The 16082-nt window shown below is 66.9% G+C and carries 12 protein-coding genes; 10 read left to right on the forward strand and 2 right to left on the reverse strand.

The features are described 5' to 3' along the window. Positions 1-74 precede the first annotated feature (74 nt). The 6 genes from C8J42_RS10615 to C8J42_RS10640 all read left to right on the forward strand — a co-directional run bounded on the left by C8J42_RS10615 (position 75) and on the right by C8J42_RS10640 (position 6109). Entirely contained in the window at positions 75-1448 is a 1374-nt protein-coding gene (locus C8J42_RS10615) for a phosphomannomutase/phosphoglucomutase (protein ID WP_133020057.1), read from the forward strand. Between the two features lie 358 nt (positions 1449-1806). Next, positions 1807-2256: a PH domain-containing protein gene (locus C8J42_RS10620; protein ID WP_133020058.1), complete on the forward strand. Its 450-nt coding sequence runs from the start codon at positions 1807-1809 to the stop codon at positions 2254-2256. Between the two features lie 27 nt (positions 2257-2283). After that, positions 2284-3063 (forward strand): exonuclease domain-containing protein, encoded by a 780-nt coding sequence (locus C8J42_RS10625; protein WP_056066586.1) that lies wholly within the window; start codon positions 2284-2286, stop codon positions 3061-3063. Positions 3064-3138: 75 nt separating this feature from the next. Then, on the forward strand, positions 3139-4644 hold the full coding sequence (locus C8J42_RS10630; protein ID WP_133020059.1) for a sensor histidine kinase: 1506 nt from the start codon (positions 3139-3141) through the stop codon (positions 4642-4644). After that, positions 4641-5081, forward strand: coding sequence for a response regulator (locus C8J42_RS10635; RefSeq protein ID WP_056053360.1), 441 nt, complete (start codon positions 4641-4643; stop codon positions 5079-5081). The genes C8J42_RS10630 and C8J42_RS10635 overlap by 4 nt, the downstream gene beginning before the upstream one ends. Then, the gene (locus C8J42_RS10640; protein WP_133020060.1) at positions 5078-6109 is read left to right on the forward strand and encodes a histidine kinase dimerization/phosphoacceptor domain -containing protein; all 1032 of its coding nucleotides are present in this window, start codon (positions 5078-5080) and stop codon (positions 6107-6109) included. Before C8J42_RS10635 ends, C8J42_RS10640 begins: the two co-directional genes overlap by 4 nt. Positions 6110-6205: 96 nt before the next feature. Here C8J42_RS10640 and C8J42_RS10645 read toward each other — a convergent pair whose 3' ends face one another. Next, positions 6206-6796 carry a TetR/AcrR family transcriptional regulator gene (locus tag C8J42_RS10645; RefSeq protein ID WP_268795502.1) on the reverse strand — a complete coding sequence of 197 codons (591 nt, stop codon included), beginning with the start codon at positions 6794-6796 and terminating at the stop codon, positions 6206-6208. 114 nt (positions 6797-6910) lie between these two features. On the opposite strand from C8J42_RS10645, the gene C8J42_RS10650 reads away from it, so the two are divergent. From C8J42_RS10650 to C8J42_RS10660, 3 genes are read left to right on the forward strand one after another with little or no spacing between them, the layout of a single operon-like run. Further along, positions 6911-8128 carry an efflux RND transporter periplasmic adaptor subunit gene (locus C8J42_RS10650; RefSeq protein ID WP_133020061.1) on the forward strand — a complete coding sequence of 406 codons (1218 nt, stop codon included), beginning with the start codon at positions 6911-6913 and terminating at the stop codon, positions 8126-8128. 6 nt (positions 8129-8134) lie between these two features. Next, a complete protein-coding gene (locus tag C8J42_RS10655) occupies positions 8135-11344 on the forward strand; it encodes an efflux RND transporter permease subunit (protein WP_133020062.1) in 3210 nt (1069 codons plus the stop codon). A gap of 5 nt (positions 11345-11349) precedes the next feature. Further along, positions 11350-12897, forward strand: coding sequence for an efflux transporter outer membrane subunit (locus C8J42_RS10660; RefSeq protein ID WP_133020063.1), 1548 nt, complete (start codon positions 11350-11352; stop codon positions 12895-12897). 143 nt (positions 12898-13040) lie between these two features. On the opposite strand, the gene C8J42_RS10665 is transcribed toward C8J42_RS10660, so the two are convergent. After that, on the reverse strand, positions 13041-13637 hold the full coding sequence (locus tag C8J42_RS10665) for an NADPH-dependent FMN reductase (protein WP_243644306.1): 597 nt from the start codon (positions 13635-13637) through the stop codon (positions 13041-13043). A gap of 226 nt (positions 13638-13863) precedes the next feature. Between C8J42_RS10665 and C8J42_RS10670 the strand changes: the two genes are divergently transcribed. Next, positions 13864-16017, forward strand: coding sequence for a transglycosylase domain-containing protein (locus C8J42_RS10670; protein ID WP_133020065.1), 2154 nt, complete (start codon positions 13864-13866; stop codon positions 16015-16017). Positions 16018-16082: the final 65 nt, after the last annotated feature.

Raw genomic sequence — 16082 nt, forward strand, 5'->3', positions numbered from 1 at the left:
CTCTTGGCTCCTGGCCCCCCGCTTTCGCGGGGGAACCGCAGCCTAAAAATCGAAACGAGACCAGCGAGAGGCCCATGACCCACCAGTTCGACCCGACCTCGCTCCGCGAATACGACATCCGCGGGATCGTCGGCAAAGCGCTCGGCCCCGCCGATGCCACCGCGATCGGTCGAGGCTTCGCCACCCGCATCCGCGCCGCCGGCGGCCACCGCGTCGCGGTCGGCTATGACGGCCGCAACTCCTCGCCAGACCTCGAAGCCGCGCTCGTATCCGGCCTCGTCGCGGGCGGCGTCGACGTCGTCCGCATCGGCCTCAGCACCTCGCCGATGCTCTATTACGCCGAAGCGACGCTAGAGGTGGACGGCGGCATCCAGGTAACCGGCAGCCATAATCCCCCCGAGTATAACGGCTTCAAGATGGTGCACGCCCACGCGCCATTTTTCGGCGACGACATCCAGGACTTGGCCGCGCTCGCGGCGTCGGGCGCCTGGAGCGAAGGCGCGGGCGAAGTCACGACCGCGGACGTGCTCGACGCCTATGTCGGGCGGCTGATGGCGGGCTATGCGGGCGGAGCGTACCGGATCGGTTGGGACACGGGAAACGGCGCCGCCGGCCCGGTGATCGAGAAGCTCGTGAAGCTCCTGCCGGGTGAGCATCATGTGATCTTCGCCGAAGTCGACGGCAATTTCCCCAACCATCATCCCGATCCTACCGAAGAGTCGAACCTCGCCGATTTGAAACGCCTGGTCGCGGAGAAGAAGCTCGATTTCGGACTGGCCTTCGATGGCGACGGCGACCGGATCGGTGCGGTCGACGGGTTAGGCCGAGTGATCTGGGGCGATCAGATCCTCTCCATTCTGGTCGAACCTGCGCTGCGCGAACACCCCGGCGCGCCGATCGTCGCCGACGTTAAGTCTTCGCAGGCGTTGTTCGACCGAATCGCGGAACTGGGCGGCGAGCCGGTGATGGCCGCCACAGGCCACAGCCTGATGAAGACCGCGATGACCCGCACCGGCGCACCGATCGGCGGCGAGTTGAGCGGACACCTGTTCTTCGCGGGCGAATATTACGGGTTCGACGATGCGCACTACGCGGCAGTGCGGCTGATCCGCGCGGTGCATCTGTCGGGGCGTTCGCTGACCGAGTTGCGAAATGCGATGCCGGCGCTGGTGGCGACGCCCGACCTGCGCTTCCCGGTCGAGGACGCGCGGAAGTTCGCGGTGGTGGGCGAGGTGATCGCGCGGTTGAAGTCGGAGGGCACGGAGATGGACCTGACCGATGGCGCGCGGGTGACCACCGCCGATGGGTGGTGGCTGCTGCGAGCCTCGAACACGCAGGCGATGCTGACGGTCCGCGCGGAAGCGAAGGACCAGGCGGCGCTTGATACGCTTCTGGCAGAGGTCGATGCACAACTCGCGGCAAGCGGTGTTGTGAGATCGGTAGCGTAACACGACCACCACCCCGGCGAAGGCCGGGGCCCAGTTGGAAAGGTGGATGTAATGAAGCGCTCCGCTCCGTTAGCAACGTCCCCCAATTGGGCCCCGGCCTCCGCCGGGGTGGTGCTGATGGAGAGGGCGCTCCAAGAATTAGCCTAGCACCTCGCGGCGAGCAGTGCAGTGCCCCACTCCCCGTCATTCCCGCGGAGGCGGGAACCCACACTGGCTAGCCTTCCAAGGGATCGCAACCGTTCGGAGACTATGGATCCCCGCCTTCGCGGATGACGGTGGTGGTTGGACGGCAGCCACACATGATTGACACGCCATCACCCCAGCCTACCGTCCCACCACCACCCCAAGGAGTCCCCACGTGGAGCGCCCAGTCGACGAATTCCGCTCCAGCACGCGCCGCTGGCTGCTCGGCAGCTTTGCCGGTTGGGGCACCCTGCTCACTTGCCTCGCCGGCGTGGGCTTCGTCATCATCGGCGTCCGCTGGCTGAAAAACCGCAGCGCCAGCTACGAGATCACCGACCAGCGCCTGATCATCAAGCGCGGCATCCTGTTCAAGACGATCGACGAGATCGAGCTCTACCGGATCAAGGACGTCCGCCTCGGCTACTCCCTGCTCAACCAGATGACCGACATCGGCACGATCATCCTCACCTCCAGCGACCGCACCACCAGCGGCGGCGAGTTCACGCTCCGCGATATCCCGATGGCACGCGACCGTCGCGAAGGTCTCCGGAAACTGGTCGACCGCGCCCGCCAGCGCCGCGGCGTCCGCGAACTCGACGTGGAAGACTCATACGCGCTGGATTAACCGCGCTTTTGTCCCCACATGGCGGGCATGGCGCCCCCCTACCCCAAGCCCAAACCGCAACCCCAGATGATCCGGGTCGTCGACCTCGAGACCACCGGTTCGGCCCCGCCTGCGCACGGCGTGTGCGAGATCGGCTGGCAGGACGTCGCGCTCGGCGAGGACGGACGCTGGGAGATCTACGGCGAAGGCGGCAGCCTGCTCGTCAATCCCGGCCGACTGATCCCGCCGGTGACTCAGGCGATCCACCACATCCTCGACGAGCATGTCGCCGACGCGCCGTACTGGCATGACTGTGCGCGCCAGGTGCTCGACCCGTGGCCGCGTCGCTTGGCGCTCGCCGCGCATCGCGCCGATTTCGAACAGAAATTCTGCACCCCCGCGCTGACCCGCGATGCCGAGTGGATCTGCACGTGGAAATGCGCGCTGCGACTCTGGCCCGACTCGCCGAGTTTCTCCAATCAGGTGCTGCGCTACTGGCGCAAGCCGCACGGCATGGAGCACGAGCGCGGCCTGCCTGCCCACCGCGCATTCCCCGACGCATACGTCACCGCGTTCCACTTGCGCGACATGCTGAACGAGGCGAGCCTTGCGCAGCTGCTCGAATGGTCGCGTGATCCGGGGCTCATCCCCCGTGTCCGCTATGGACCGGATCGCGGCAAGGAATGGTCCGAGCTCGATCACGAGACGCTGATGGCGTTCATGACCGATCGCGATCCCGACATCCGCTTCACCGCCAACCACGAGATGGACCGGCGCAGCGGCGGCGGCCGCGTCGGCAAGGCCAGTGCGCAGGACCTGCTGCTCTAAATCAATATCGTTGCGCTTGCGGACGCGGCAGTATCGCTGGCGTAACGACATCCGCCAGCCTACACCGCCCGTCCTATGGTGCGCGTACGCTTGAAACTGCCCTCTTCGGAAGGGCGAGTCGCACGTTGGCTGGTCGCGTTCATGACGCTCGGCTTCATCGCGCTGGCCGCTGCGGCGATCGCGATCGGCTGGATCACGGTCCGCAACCGCACCTATACCGCCGAGATCCTCCATACGCAGGACGTCCGCCAGGCGATCGCCACGCTCCAGATCCAGATGGAGCAATCCGAGACGGCGCGGCGCGGCTATATCCTGGCCGGCAAACCGCTGTTCGCCACCGCCTATGCCCGGAGCGCGGGCAACCTCGTCCCGTCGATCCGCAAGCTGCGCCACCTGACCCGCGACAACCCTCGGCAGGGTGCCCGCCTCGACCTGATCGAGCCGCGCTTCGTCCAGTTGCGCGCGCTCCGGACGCAATCGATGACCCTGGTCGCGTCGGGCCGGATCGCCGAGGCTCAGCGCCGGTTCGCGGTCGATGCCAGCGTGCCGTTGATGCGTGGCATCCGCTACCGCACCCAGGCGATGGCCGCCGACGAAGTCCGCCTGCTCGCGATCCGCACCGAGCGGCAGGAACGCACCAGCGCGCTGTTCCTCTCGGTCGCCGGGCTCGCCGCGGCGCTGCTGCTGGTCGTCGCGATCCTCGCGGTCCTACTGATCCGCCGCTACACCGCCGACCTCGCCGCGTCGCGCGACAGCCTGCGCACCCTCAACGAGACGCTCGAGGAACAGGTCGCCGAACGCACCGCAGACCTCAGCCGCGCGAACGAGGAGATCCAGCGCTTCGCCTATATCGTCAGCCACGATCTGCGCTCGCCGCTCGTCAACGTGATGGGCTTCACCGCCGAACTCGCCGCCGCCGCGGTGCCGCTTGCCGAGCTGGTCGACCGTGCCGAAGCCGAGGCACCGCACATCCTCATAGAAGACGCGCGACTGGCGGCGCGCGAGGACCTGCCCGAGGCGATCGGCTTCATCCGCACTTCGACGCAGAAGATGGACCGGCTGATCAACGCCATCCTCAAGCTCGCGCGCGAAGGCCGCCGGACGATCGCGCCCGAGCATATCGACCCTGCGCAACTGGTCGACACGATCGTCGGCGCGATGCAGCACATCGTCGACGATCGCGGCGCCGTGGTGCGCATCGAGCGGCCGATGCCGGGAATCGTCACCGATCGCCTCGCGCTCGAGCAGATCCTGTCGAACCTGATCGAGAACGCGACCAAATACCTGAAGCCCGGCCGCCCCGGCGAGATCACGGTCAAGGGCCATACCGAACGCGGCCGCGTCATCCTGTCGGTGGTCGACAACGGCCGCGGCATTGATCCGCGCGATCACCAGCGCGTGTTCGACCTGTTCCGCCGCTCGGGCGCGCAGGACCAGCCGGGCGAAGGCATCGGACTCGCGCATGTCCGCGCGCTCGCCTATCGTCTGAGCGGCACGATCGACGTACAGTCGACGCTCGGCGACGGCGCGACCTTCCGGCTCAACCTGCCGACCCACATGACCATCCAGGACGCAGCATGAACGATCACAAGACCGTCGGTATCGTGATGATCGAGGATGACGAGGGCCATGCCCGCCTCATCGAAAAGAACATCCGCCGCGCGGGTATCCTGAACGATATCCGCCACTTCACCGACGGCACCACCGCGCTCGACTTCCTGTTCAACGCCGCCGACGGCCCAGCAAAGAGCGGCCCGGCGATGATCCTGCTCGACTTGAACCTGCCCGACATGAGCGGGACGGACATCCTCGCGCGGATCAAGGCGGAGGGCAGCCCGCTCAAGCGCACGCCGGTCGTCGTGCTCACCACCACCGACGACAAGGTCGAGATCGAGCGCTGCTACGATCTCGGCTGCAACGTCTACATCACCAAGCCGGTGAACTATGAGAGTTTCGCACAGGCGATCCGCCAGCTCGGGCTGTTCCTGTCGGTGATCCAGGTCCCCGAAGCCGAGTGAGCGAAACGCGCGTCCTCTACATCGACGACGACGCCGGGATCCGGCGGCTGGCGGCGCGTGCGCTCGAACGCCGCGGCTACCGGATGACCGTTGCCGAGACGGGGGCCGAGGGCGTCGTCAAAGCCGCCGCGGAACGCTTCGACCTAATTGCGGTCGATCATTACATGCCTGGCATGGACGGTCTCGAAACATTGGAAGCGCTCCGCCGCCTGCCCGATCCGCCCCCCGTCGTGTACGTCACCGGTTCCGAGGAAGGCCGCATCGCGGTCGCCGCGCTGAAGGCCGGTGCCGCCGATTACGTCGTGAAGACCGTCGGCGAGGACTTCTTCGACCTGCTCGCCGCCTCGTTCGAACAGGTGCGCGCGCGCGCCCTGCTCGAACAGGAGAAGGCGTCCGCCGAGGCCGATCTCCGCGCCAGCAACGCGCGGCTCGAGGCGCTGCTCGGCGAGGTTAACCACCGCGTCGCCAACTCGCTGCAACTCGTCTCGGCGATGGTCCGCCTCCAGGCGACCGCGCTGACCGACCCTTCCGCGCGAGAGGCATTGGAAGATACGCAGCGCCGCATCCAGGCGATCGCGCAGGTCCACCGCCGGCTCTACACCAGCAACGACGTCGAGAGCGTCGACATGCAGGAATATCTCGGCGCACTGGTCGACGAACTCGCCGAGACCTGGTCGACCGAGGCGCTCCCCCGCGCGCTCAGCCTCGCCGCCGAACCGATCCGCCTGCCCACCGACCGCGCGGTTTCGCTGGGCGTGATCGTCACCGAACTCGTCACCAACGCCTGCAAATACGCCTACCCCAACAGCGGCGGCGAAGTTCGCGTGGCGCTGCGCCGGATCGACGACGACGTCTTCCTGCTCGCGGTCGAAGACGATGGCTGCGGCATCCCCGAGGACGCCGTCCCGCGCGGCACGGGCCTCGGCACGAAGCTCATCCGCGCGATGGCGCAGAGCCTGCAGTCGATCGTCGAATACGACCCGACCCACACCGGCGTCCGCGCCACCCTGCGCGCCGCGGTGCGCTGACCCATCGTCCGTCATCCTGACGAAAGTCAGGATCCAGAGCCAGGAAGGTTGTCGCTCTTTACCCTGGATCCTGACTTTCGTCAGGATGACGAAGTTCTAGATCGCGCGCACCGCCGCCAGGATCATCCGCCCGGTCAACCGCGCCGTCTCATCCTCCGACAACCGCGGCCGCGACAGGGTACGGTGGCCCAGCCCGAACATGAACGCGAGGATCAGTTCCTCCGCGCCTTCCAGTTCGTTCTCCTGCAAGTCCGGATTGGCGACGCAGGCGAGTTCGCGGATCATCCGGCGAAAATCGCGGCACAGGTCGGCGATCGTGTCGGCGACGTCCGCGTTGCGATGCGCCTCCGCCATGATCTCGAACGACAGTGCCTCGTCACCCTTCGACAAGGCACGCCGCGCCAGTTCGACGAACCCTTCCTCGATCGAGAACCGTTCCGATTTGACCGAGTCGTTCATCGTCTGCAGCTCGCCCATCTTGGCCGCTGCATCCTCCATCACGATCGCCTGGATCACCGCGTTCTTGCCGGTGAACAGGCGATAGATCTGGCCGACGGAAACGCCCGCCGCCACGGCCAGTTCGGACATCGGGGTTTGATGAAACCCTTGTGTCGCAAACAGATGACGGGCCGACGAGACGATACGCTCCCGACTTCCCATTTCATGCTGCACTGCACTCAAAACCATGTTCCCGACGCGTTTTTAGGTTGACCGGCCGCTCGCACAATCCTAGCGGGCAAGCAAGCGGAATGAACGTTCATTCCGGTGAACCTAATCTGCACGGACGTCGGGATGCTTAACATGCAGCAATTGAACCTCAAGGGATCGGTGGCGCTCTTCGCGCTCGCCCTGCTGTCGGCTTGCGGCAAGGAGCAGGCTCCGCCGCCTCCGCCCACACCGACCGTCGGCGTCGTCACGGTCGGCGAGGAAGCGGTCGTCCTCACCTCCGAACTTCCCGGCCGTATCGCCGCGGTAGAGACCTCGGAGGTCCGTCCGCAGGTCAGCGGCGTGGTCCGCGATCGCCTGTTCACCGAGGGTGCGATGGTCAGCAAGGGGCAGGTCCTCTACGCGATCGAGGACGCCCCCTATCGCGCGGCGCTCGCCAGCGCGCAGGGCCAGCTCGGCGCGGCCCAGTCGCAGATCAACGCGACCCGCCTCCAAGCGCAGCGCTACGGCCAGCTCGTGCAGCTGAACGCAGTCAGCAAGCAGGAAGCGGACAACGCAAATGCCTCCGCACAACAGGCTCGCGCCAATGTTGCAGCGCAGCAGGCAGCGGTCCAGTCGGCGCGCGTCAACCTGGGCTTCACGCGGATCAAGGCACCGATCTCCGGTCGCATCGGCCGGTCGCTCGTGACCGTCGGCGCGCTGGTCCAGACCGGCCAGACCGATCCGCTCGCGACGATCCAGCGCACCAACACCGTGTATGTCGACGTCGTCCAGTCGGCGGCGCAGCTGCTCGATCTCAAGCAGGCGATGGCGGGCGGCGGCGTGACTCGCGGCGACGGCAGCGCGCGCGTCCAACTGATCCTCCCGAACGGCAGCACTTATCCGATCGAGGGTCGCCTGCAATTCTCCGAAGTCACGGTCGACCAGACCACCGGCGCGGTGACGCTGCGCGCGAGCTTCCCGAACCCCAACGGCCTGTTGCTGCCCGGCATGTACGTCCGTGCGAAGCTCGTCGAGGGCACGCGTCGCCAGGCGATCATGGCGCCGACCGCCGGCATCACGCGCGATCCGCGCGGCGGCGCGACCGCTCTGGTCGTCAACGCGCAGAACAAGGTCGAGCAGCGTAATGTCACCACCGACCGCGTGATCGGCGACAAGTGGATCGTCACCAGCGGCCTGAAGCCCGGCGACAAGCTGATCGTCGAGGGCCTGCTCAACCTGCGCCCAGGTTCGACCGTCAAGCCAGCGGCTCCGCAGCAGGTCGCCAAGCCCGCTGGCGGGCCCGGCGCTGCACCTGGAGGCGGCGACGCTTCCGGTGCGACCAGCAACAGTTCCGCGCAGGCCGGGAAGTAACCGCCCATGTCACGCTATTTCATCGATCGACCCATCTTCGCGTGGGTCATCGCCATCATCCTGATGCTGGCCGGTATCCTCGCGATCCGGTCGCTGCCGATCGCCCAGTTCCCTGAGATCGCCGCCCCCAAGGTGACGGTCGCGACGTCCTATCCGGGCGCCGACGCACAGACGCTCGAGAACACGACGACGCAGATCATCGAGCAGCAGATGAAGGGGATCGACAACCTTCGCTATTTCGCCTCGACCTCGGACGGCTCGGGCAACCTCGCGATCACGCTCACCTTCGAGCAGGGCACCGATCCCGACATCGCGCAGGTCCAGGTGCAGAACAAGCTGCAACAGGCGACGCCGCTCCTGCCGCAGGAAGTGCAGCAGGCCGGCCTTCGTGTGACCAAGGCGACCGCCAACTTCCTGCTCATCATCGCCGCCTATTCGGAAAACGGCGACCACGACCAGGTCGATCTCGGCGACATGATCGCCTCGAAGCTCCAGGATCCGCTCAGCCGCATCAAGGGCGTCGGCGACACGCAGGTGTTCGGCGCGCAATATTCGATGCGGATCTGGGTCGACCCCTTCAAGATGTCGAACCTCGGCGTCACCGTCACCGACATCACCTCCGCACTGACCGCGCAGAACGCACAGGTCTCGGCGGGGCAAGTGGGCAGTCTGCCCGCGGTGAAAGGCCAGTCGCTCAACGCCACCGTGACCGCACAGTCGCGCCTCCAGACGCCGGAACAGTTCCGCGCAATCATCGTCCGCTCGGCGACCAGCGGCGCGACCGTGCGCCTGTCGGACGTCGCCCGCGTCGAGATGGGCTCGGAGAACTACAGCTTCCAGGCGCGCTATAACGGCAAGCAGGCGGCAGGCTTCGGCGTGAAGCTGGCACCGGGTGCGAACGCGCTCGATACCGTCAAGCTGGTCAAGGCCGAGGTGAACCGGATCGCCAAGCAGTTCCCGCCCGACGTCAAGGTCGCGTTCCCGATCGACAATTCGACGTTCGTGCGGCTGTCGGTCGAGCAGGTCATCCACACGCTGATCGAGGCGATCGTCCTCGTCTTCCTCGTGATGTTCCTGTTCCTCCAGAATTTCCGCGCCACGCTGATCCCGACGATCGCGGTCCCGGTCGTGTTGCTCGGCTCGCTCGCCGTGCTCCAGGTCGCGGGGTTCACGATCAACACGCTGACGTTGTTCGGCATGGTGCTGGCGATCGGGTTGCTCGTGGATGACGCGATCGTCGTCGTCGAGAACGTCGAGCGACTGATCCAGGAGGAAGGGCTCAGCCCGAAGGAAGCCGCCAAGAAGTCGATGGACGAGATCAGCGGCGCGCTGGTCGGCATCGGCCTGGTGCTGTCGGCGGTGTTCCTGCCGATGGCGTTCTTCAGCGGCTCGACCGGCGTGATCTTCCGCCAGTTCTCGATCACCATCGTGTCGTCGATGGCGCTCTCGGTGCTGGTCGCGTTGATCCTGACGCCCGCGCTCTGCGCGACGATCCTGAAGCCCGCGAAGGAAGGGCATGGCGAGAAGAAGGGCTTCTTCGGCTGGTTCAACCGCACCTTCGACAAGGGCGTCGGCAAGTACGGCAACGGCCTGCGCCGCGTCGAGAAGGGCTGGGTCCGCACGATGCTGGTCTATGCCGTGATCGTCGTCGCGATGGCCTTCATCTTCGTGCGCCTGCCGTCGGGCTTCCTCCCCGAGGAAGATCAGGGCGTGATGTTCGCGCAGGTCTCGATGCCGTCCGGTACGCCGATGGAGGAGACCGCCCGGACGATGGACAAGGTCCGCGATCACTTCATGATCGACGAGAAGGCCAACACCGCGGGCATCTTCACGATCAGCGGCTTCGGCTTCGTCGGCCAGGGCCAGAATGTCGGCATCGCCTTCATCCAGCTCAAGCCGTGGGAAGATCGTAGCGGCAAGGAAAACAGCGTCGCCGCGGTCGCGGCCCGTGCCAACCAGGCACTTGCGGGGATCCGTGCCGGCATGGTGATCGGCTTCGTGCCGCCCGCCGTGCAGGAACTCGGCAACGCCAACGGCTTCGACTTCATGCTGAAGGACAATGCCGGCGTCGGTCACGAGAAACTGCTCGAGGCGCGCAACATGCTGCTCGGCATGGCCAGCCAGGACAAGCGGCTGATGCAGGTCCGCCCGAACGGCCTGGAGGATGCGCCACAGCTGAAACTGAACGTCGACCAGGCGCAGGCAGGGGCACTCGGCCTCAGCCAGCAGGACATCAACACCACCGTCAGCACCGCGTTCGGTGGCGCGTACATCAACGACTTCATCGACCGCGGTCGCGTGAAGAAGGTGTTCGTGCAGGCCGACGCGCCGTTCCGCACGACGCCCGCCGATCTCGGCAACTTCTACGTCCGCGGCACGACCAGCAACGCGATGGCGCCGTTCTCGTCCTTCTCGACGACGAGCTGGAACTACGGGCCATCGCGACTCGAACGGTACAACGGCGTAGCGTCGTTCGAGATCATGGGTTCGCCGGCGCCGGGCGTCAGCAGCGGCACCGCGATCAAGGCGATGGAGGAGATGGCGGCCAAGCTGCCCCCCGGCATCGGCTATGAATGGACCGGCCTCAGCTACGAGGAAAACCTGTCGGGCGGCCAGTCGACCACGGTCTATGCGCTGTCGCTGCTGATCGTGTTCCTATGCCTGGCCGCACTGTACGAGAGCTGGTCGATCCCGATCGCCGTCCTGCTGGTGGTGCCGCTCGGCGTCCTCGGCGCGGTCGGTGCGGCAATGATCTTCGGGCTGAACAACGACATCTACCTTCAGGTCGGGCTGATCACGACGATCGGCGTGGCGGCGAAGAACGCGATCCTGATCGTCGAGTTCGCCGAGGAGAAGATGGGCGACGGGATGAACGCGGCCGATGCCGCGGTCGAGGCGGCCAAGCTTCGCCTGCGCCCGATCCTGATGACGTCGTTCGCGTTCATCTTCGGCGTGTTGCCGCTCGCATTGTCGAGCGGTGCCGGCGCCGGTGGCCAGAACGCGATCGGCTGGGCGGTGGTCGGCGGCATGCTGTCCGCGACCGTCCTAGCGATCTTCTTCGTGCCGCTGTTCTTCCTGCTCGTGAAGCGCGTCTTCAAGCAGGACAAGGCCGGCTCGGGGCAGGACCGCGACCAGGTGCCTGACCACGACGGCAACCGTGACGACAACCGTGACGGCGGCCATCCGCCCCACGACCAGCGGCCGCAGGAGGCCTGATCCAGATGTTCTCGACCAAGATCTCCAGCCGCACCGCGCTCACGTTCGCCGCCGGGCTCACGCTCGCCGGGTGCAACCTCGCCCCCAAATACGTCCGCCCGGAGCTTCCCGTGGCACCGAGCGGACCGACCGGGCCAGCCTATTCAGCCGGCAACGCCGCGAACGCGATCGTGCCGGCGGACACCGCATGGGAGGCGTTCTTTACCGACGACCGTCTGCGCGGCGTGATCCGCCTCGCGCTCGACAATAACCGCGACGTCCGCATCGCGGTCGCCAACGTCGCACAGGCGCGCGCGCAATACCGCGTCCAGCGCGCGGACCTGTTCCCGACGATCGGCGCGACCGGCAGCGCGACCTACCAGAAGTCGCCGTTCGGTGCGGTTGGTGGCGGCGTAGGCGGTGTCGGCGGCGGCACGGGCGGCGGCACTGGTGGTGGCACGGGCGGCGTCGGTGGCGGTACCGGAACGGGTGGCGGCACCGGTGGTGGTACCGGCGGTGCGGGCACTGCCGTCACCGGCAGCGGGCGCGCCGACATCTATTCGGCCAATGTCGGTATCTCGGCATGGGAAATCGATCTCTTCGGTCGCATCCGCAACCTGACCCAGGCGCAGCAGGAAGCGTATTTCGCGGCGGAGGAAAACCGCAACGCAGCCCAGGTGTCGCTCATCTCGGAGACCGCGACCGCGTGGCTGACGATGGCCGCCGACCAGGACCGACTGAAGATCGCGCAGGATACCGAGCGTGCGTTCGGCCAGACGCTGAAGCTCACACAGGATCGCTTCCGGATCGGCATCGCGTCCGAACTCGAAGTGCGTCAGGCGCGCACCACCTATGATCAGGCGCGCTCGGACATTGCCGACGCGACCACGCTGATCGCGCAGGACCAGAACGCGCTGAACCTGCTCGCCGGGACGACCGTGACGCAGGACCTGCTGCCTGCACGGATGCCGGACAAGACGCCGACGCTGGAGAATCTGCCTGCCAACCTGTCGTCGGAGGTGCTGTTGCGCCGTCCGGACGTGGCCGCGGCCGAGCACAATTTGATCGCCGCCAACGCGAACATCGGCGCGGCGCGCGCAGCGTTCTTCCCGAACATTTCGCTGACCGCGGCGTTCGGTACGCTCAGCCTCGGCCTGTCGAACCTGTTCGGCAGCGGCAGCCAGCAATGGTCGGTCGCGCCGTCGATCACGCAGCCGATCTTCGATTTCGGCCGCAACAAGGGCAATCTGCAATACGCCAAGGCAACGCGCGACGCGATGCTGGCCACGTATGAACGGAGCATCCAGACCGGCTTCCGCGAGGTCGCAGACGCGCTGGCACGCCGCGGCACGATCAACAGCCAGCTCGAGGCACAGACGTCGCTGCGTGACAACGCGGCCGGCGCGTACAACCTATCGCAGCTCCGCTTCCGCGCCGGTATCGACCCGTTCCTCAACACGCTCGATTCGCAGCGTGCGCTCTACACCGCGCAACAAAGCCTGCTCGCCACCCGCCTCGTCCGCGACAGCAACGCGGTCGAGCTCTACCGCTCGCTCGGCGGTGGCCTGAAGTAAGGCCTGCTTCCAACAACATGACCTGCCCCCCTCCCTGGAAGGGAGGGGCTGGGGGTGGGTAGGCCTGCTAGTGTCGCGACGTCTGGACAGATCGAAACCGACCCACCCCGAACCCCTCCCTTTCAGGGAGGGGCCGGAAGGTCCTAGTTCGCCGGCTCGGACAACGGCGCGAACCGCGCGACCTGTCGCCCGACCAGCCGCAACTGCTCGAGCACCGCAGGATCGCTCGCCCCGCCCTCATCGTCGAACTTCGTCACCTGCGTATTGATCGCGGCGGCAAACGGCGTCGGCCACCCCCGCAACGCATGGACGATCGAGCGCAACGCCGCGATCGTGCTCCCCGTCGCCTGCCAACCATACGCCGTGGCGATCAGCCCGACCGGCATGTCCGCCAGATACGGGCGTTCGTCGCGCGACGTCTCCTCCAGCAGGTCGAGCGCGTTCTTGACCACGCCCGAGATGCTGCCGTGATAGCCCGGGCTTGCGATGATCACCGCCGATGCACCACGTACGGCTTCCACGAACGCCTGCTCATCCGCTGTCCGCGTGGTCGCCTTCGGATCGTACAGCGGCAGCCGCGCCATGTCGGCACCGCCGAACATCTGCGTGCGATACCCCTGCTTCTCGACCGCATCGAGCGCGATCCGCAACGCGCGCTCGGTCGACGAGACGCCGCCGATCGTGCCGCCGATGCCGACGACCAGCGGCAGAACGGCGGGAAGAGTGTCAGAAGCGGCCACGGTTTTATCCTGTTCGAACGTCATGCGATGCTCTTTCCCGTTTCGTCGCGCGATGACAACAGCTTCGGTCGGTTCTCGTCACGCGGACGTCGTGCCGCTGTCGCTAAGCCCCTGTACACGTTAAGCATGCGCAGGAACGGACGGCGCAAGCGCAGACTTGCCCGAGCTGTCATAGAACGATAATACACCTGACGTCCGCCGCTTGGCCGACCCGCTGGAACGACCGATGCGCCCCGATCCCTTCGACACCAACCGTTCCGGCCCAAGCGGCGATCGCGAGCCCTACGCCTATGAGCGCGAGCGGCTGATCAGCGAACGCGAACGCCTGCGCCAGAAATACGAAGCCGAGCGGGACGGCGAAGATCCGGCCCCGTATGATCGCGACTTCGGCGTGGCCTACACCACCCCCAGCGCGCCACGGCGCGAGCGTCCGATCGGTCGCTGGATCCTGCGCGGCTTCGGCATCGGCATCGTCCTGCTGGTGATCGCGATCATCTGGTTGGCGATCACCGCGCCGCTGTCGAAGTCGCTGCAACCGCCGACGCCGCCCTCGATCACGCTGACTGCGGACGACGGCACGCCGATCGCGCGGCGCGGTGCGATCATCGGCAAGTCGGTCGACGCCTCGAAGCTCCCGCCGCATGTCACGCAGGCGTTCCTCGCGATCGAGGACCGACGCTTCTATTCGCACTGGGGCGTCGATCCGCGCGGCATCGCGCGTGCGGCATGGGCCAACATGGGCTCGGGGGGCGTGCGCCAGGGCGGCTCGACGATCACGCAACAGCTCGCGAAGAACGCCTTCCTCGATTCGGACCGCACCGCGACGCGGAAAATCCGCGAGGCGATGATCGCGTTCTGGCTTGAGGCATGGCTGTCGAAGAACGAGATCCTCTCGCGCTATCTCTCGAACGTCTATTTCGGCGACAACACCTACGGGATCAGCGCGGCCGCCAAGCATTATTTCGGCCGCACCCCCGACAAGCTCAACGTCGGCCAGGCGGCGATGCTCGCCGGCCTGGTCAAGGCGCCGTCACGCCTCGCCCCCACCTCCAACCTCGAAGGCGCGCGCAAGCGGGAGGCCGTGGTGGTCGGCGCGATGGTCGACGCGGGCTTCCTCACCAAGGCGGAGGGCGAGGCGGTCCAGCCGCAGCGCGTGCTCGGCAGCCGCCCGTCGCAACTCCCCAACGGCACCTATTTCGCCGACTGGATCCTCCCCGAGGCACGCGATCAGGCCGGTGAGGTAAAGACGGAAGCGACCGTCCAGACGACACTCGACCCGCGGTTACAGCGCGCGGCAGAACGCACCGTAGCGCGCGCGGGTCTACGTCAGGCGCAGGTCGCGCTGGTGGCGATGCGTCCCGATGGCCGCGTCGTCGCGATGATCGGCGGCAAGAACTACGCGAAAAGCCCGTTCAACCGCGCCACGCAGGCGCGGCGCCAGCCCGGCTCGACCTTCAAGCTGTTCGTCTACCTGGCCGCGATGCGGCAGGGGCTGACGCCCGATTCGACGATCGAGGACCGCCCGGTGACGATTGGCGACTGGACGCCGAAGAACAGCGACGGCCGCTATCAGGGCACGATCACGCTGCGTCAGGCATTCGCCCGCTCGTCCAACGTCGCTGCGGCCCGGCTGACGCAGCAGGTCGGCGTCAAGGCGGTGATCAAGGCGGCGCGCGATCTCGGCATCTCGACGCCGATCCCCAGCGAGGCGACGATCGGCCTCGGCACCTCGACCGTGTCGCTGCTCGAACTCACCGCCGCCTATGCCGCGATCGCGCGCGAGCAATATCCGGTCCAGCCGCGGGGCCTCGCCGACGTGCGGGAGAAAGGCTGGTACCAGTCGCTGACCGGCGGCGCGACCGAGATGCCGAGCAAGATCCACGACGAGATGCTCGACCTGCTGGCCGCCTCGATCCGCACCGGCACCGGCCGCGGCGCGAACCTGACGGTCGACGCATTCGGCAAGACCGGTACGACGTCGGACAACAAGGATGCGCTGTTCGTCGGCTTCGCGCGCGATCTGGTGGTCGGCGTGTGGGTCGGCAACGACGACAATTCGTCGAACCCCGGCCTGTCGGGCGGCGGTATTCCCGCACGGATCTGGCGCGACTTCATGCAGAGCGCGCTGGGGATCGCACCGATCGCGGCGCCTCCTCCGGCGGTCGAGGAAGTCGATCCGGACGCACTGCCGGCGGACGAGCAGGACAACTCGATCCTGCCGCTAGGCGGGGAGATCGAGGGGATGGGCTTCAACCTGAAGATGGGCGAGGACGGCACCATCTCCGTCGGCCCCTCCCGCCGCGACCGCCAGGAAGGCCCGCCCCCCCGCGACGATCGCCGGCCGCCGGAGGAAGAACAGGGGCCTGACGAAGGGCAATAGTTCGCGGATCGGCTGCACCCGCCCGCTCAGCACCACCCCGGCTATTGGGCACCACCCCGGCGAAG

The organism is Sphingomonas sp. PP-CE-1A-559, from assembly GCF_004340965.1.
GTDB lineage: Bacteria > Pseudomonadota > Alphaproteobacteria > Sphingomonadales > Sphingomonadaceae > Sphingomonas.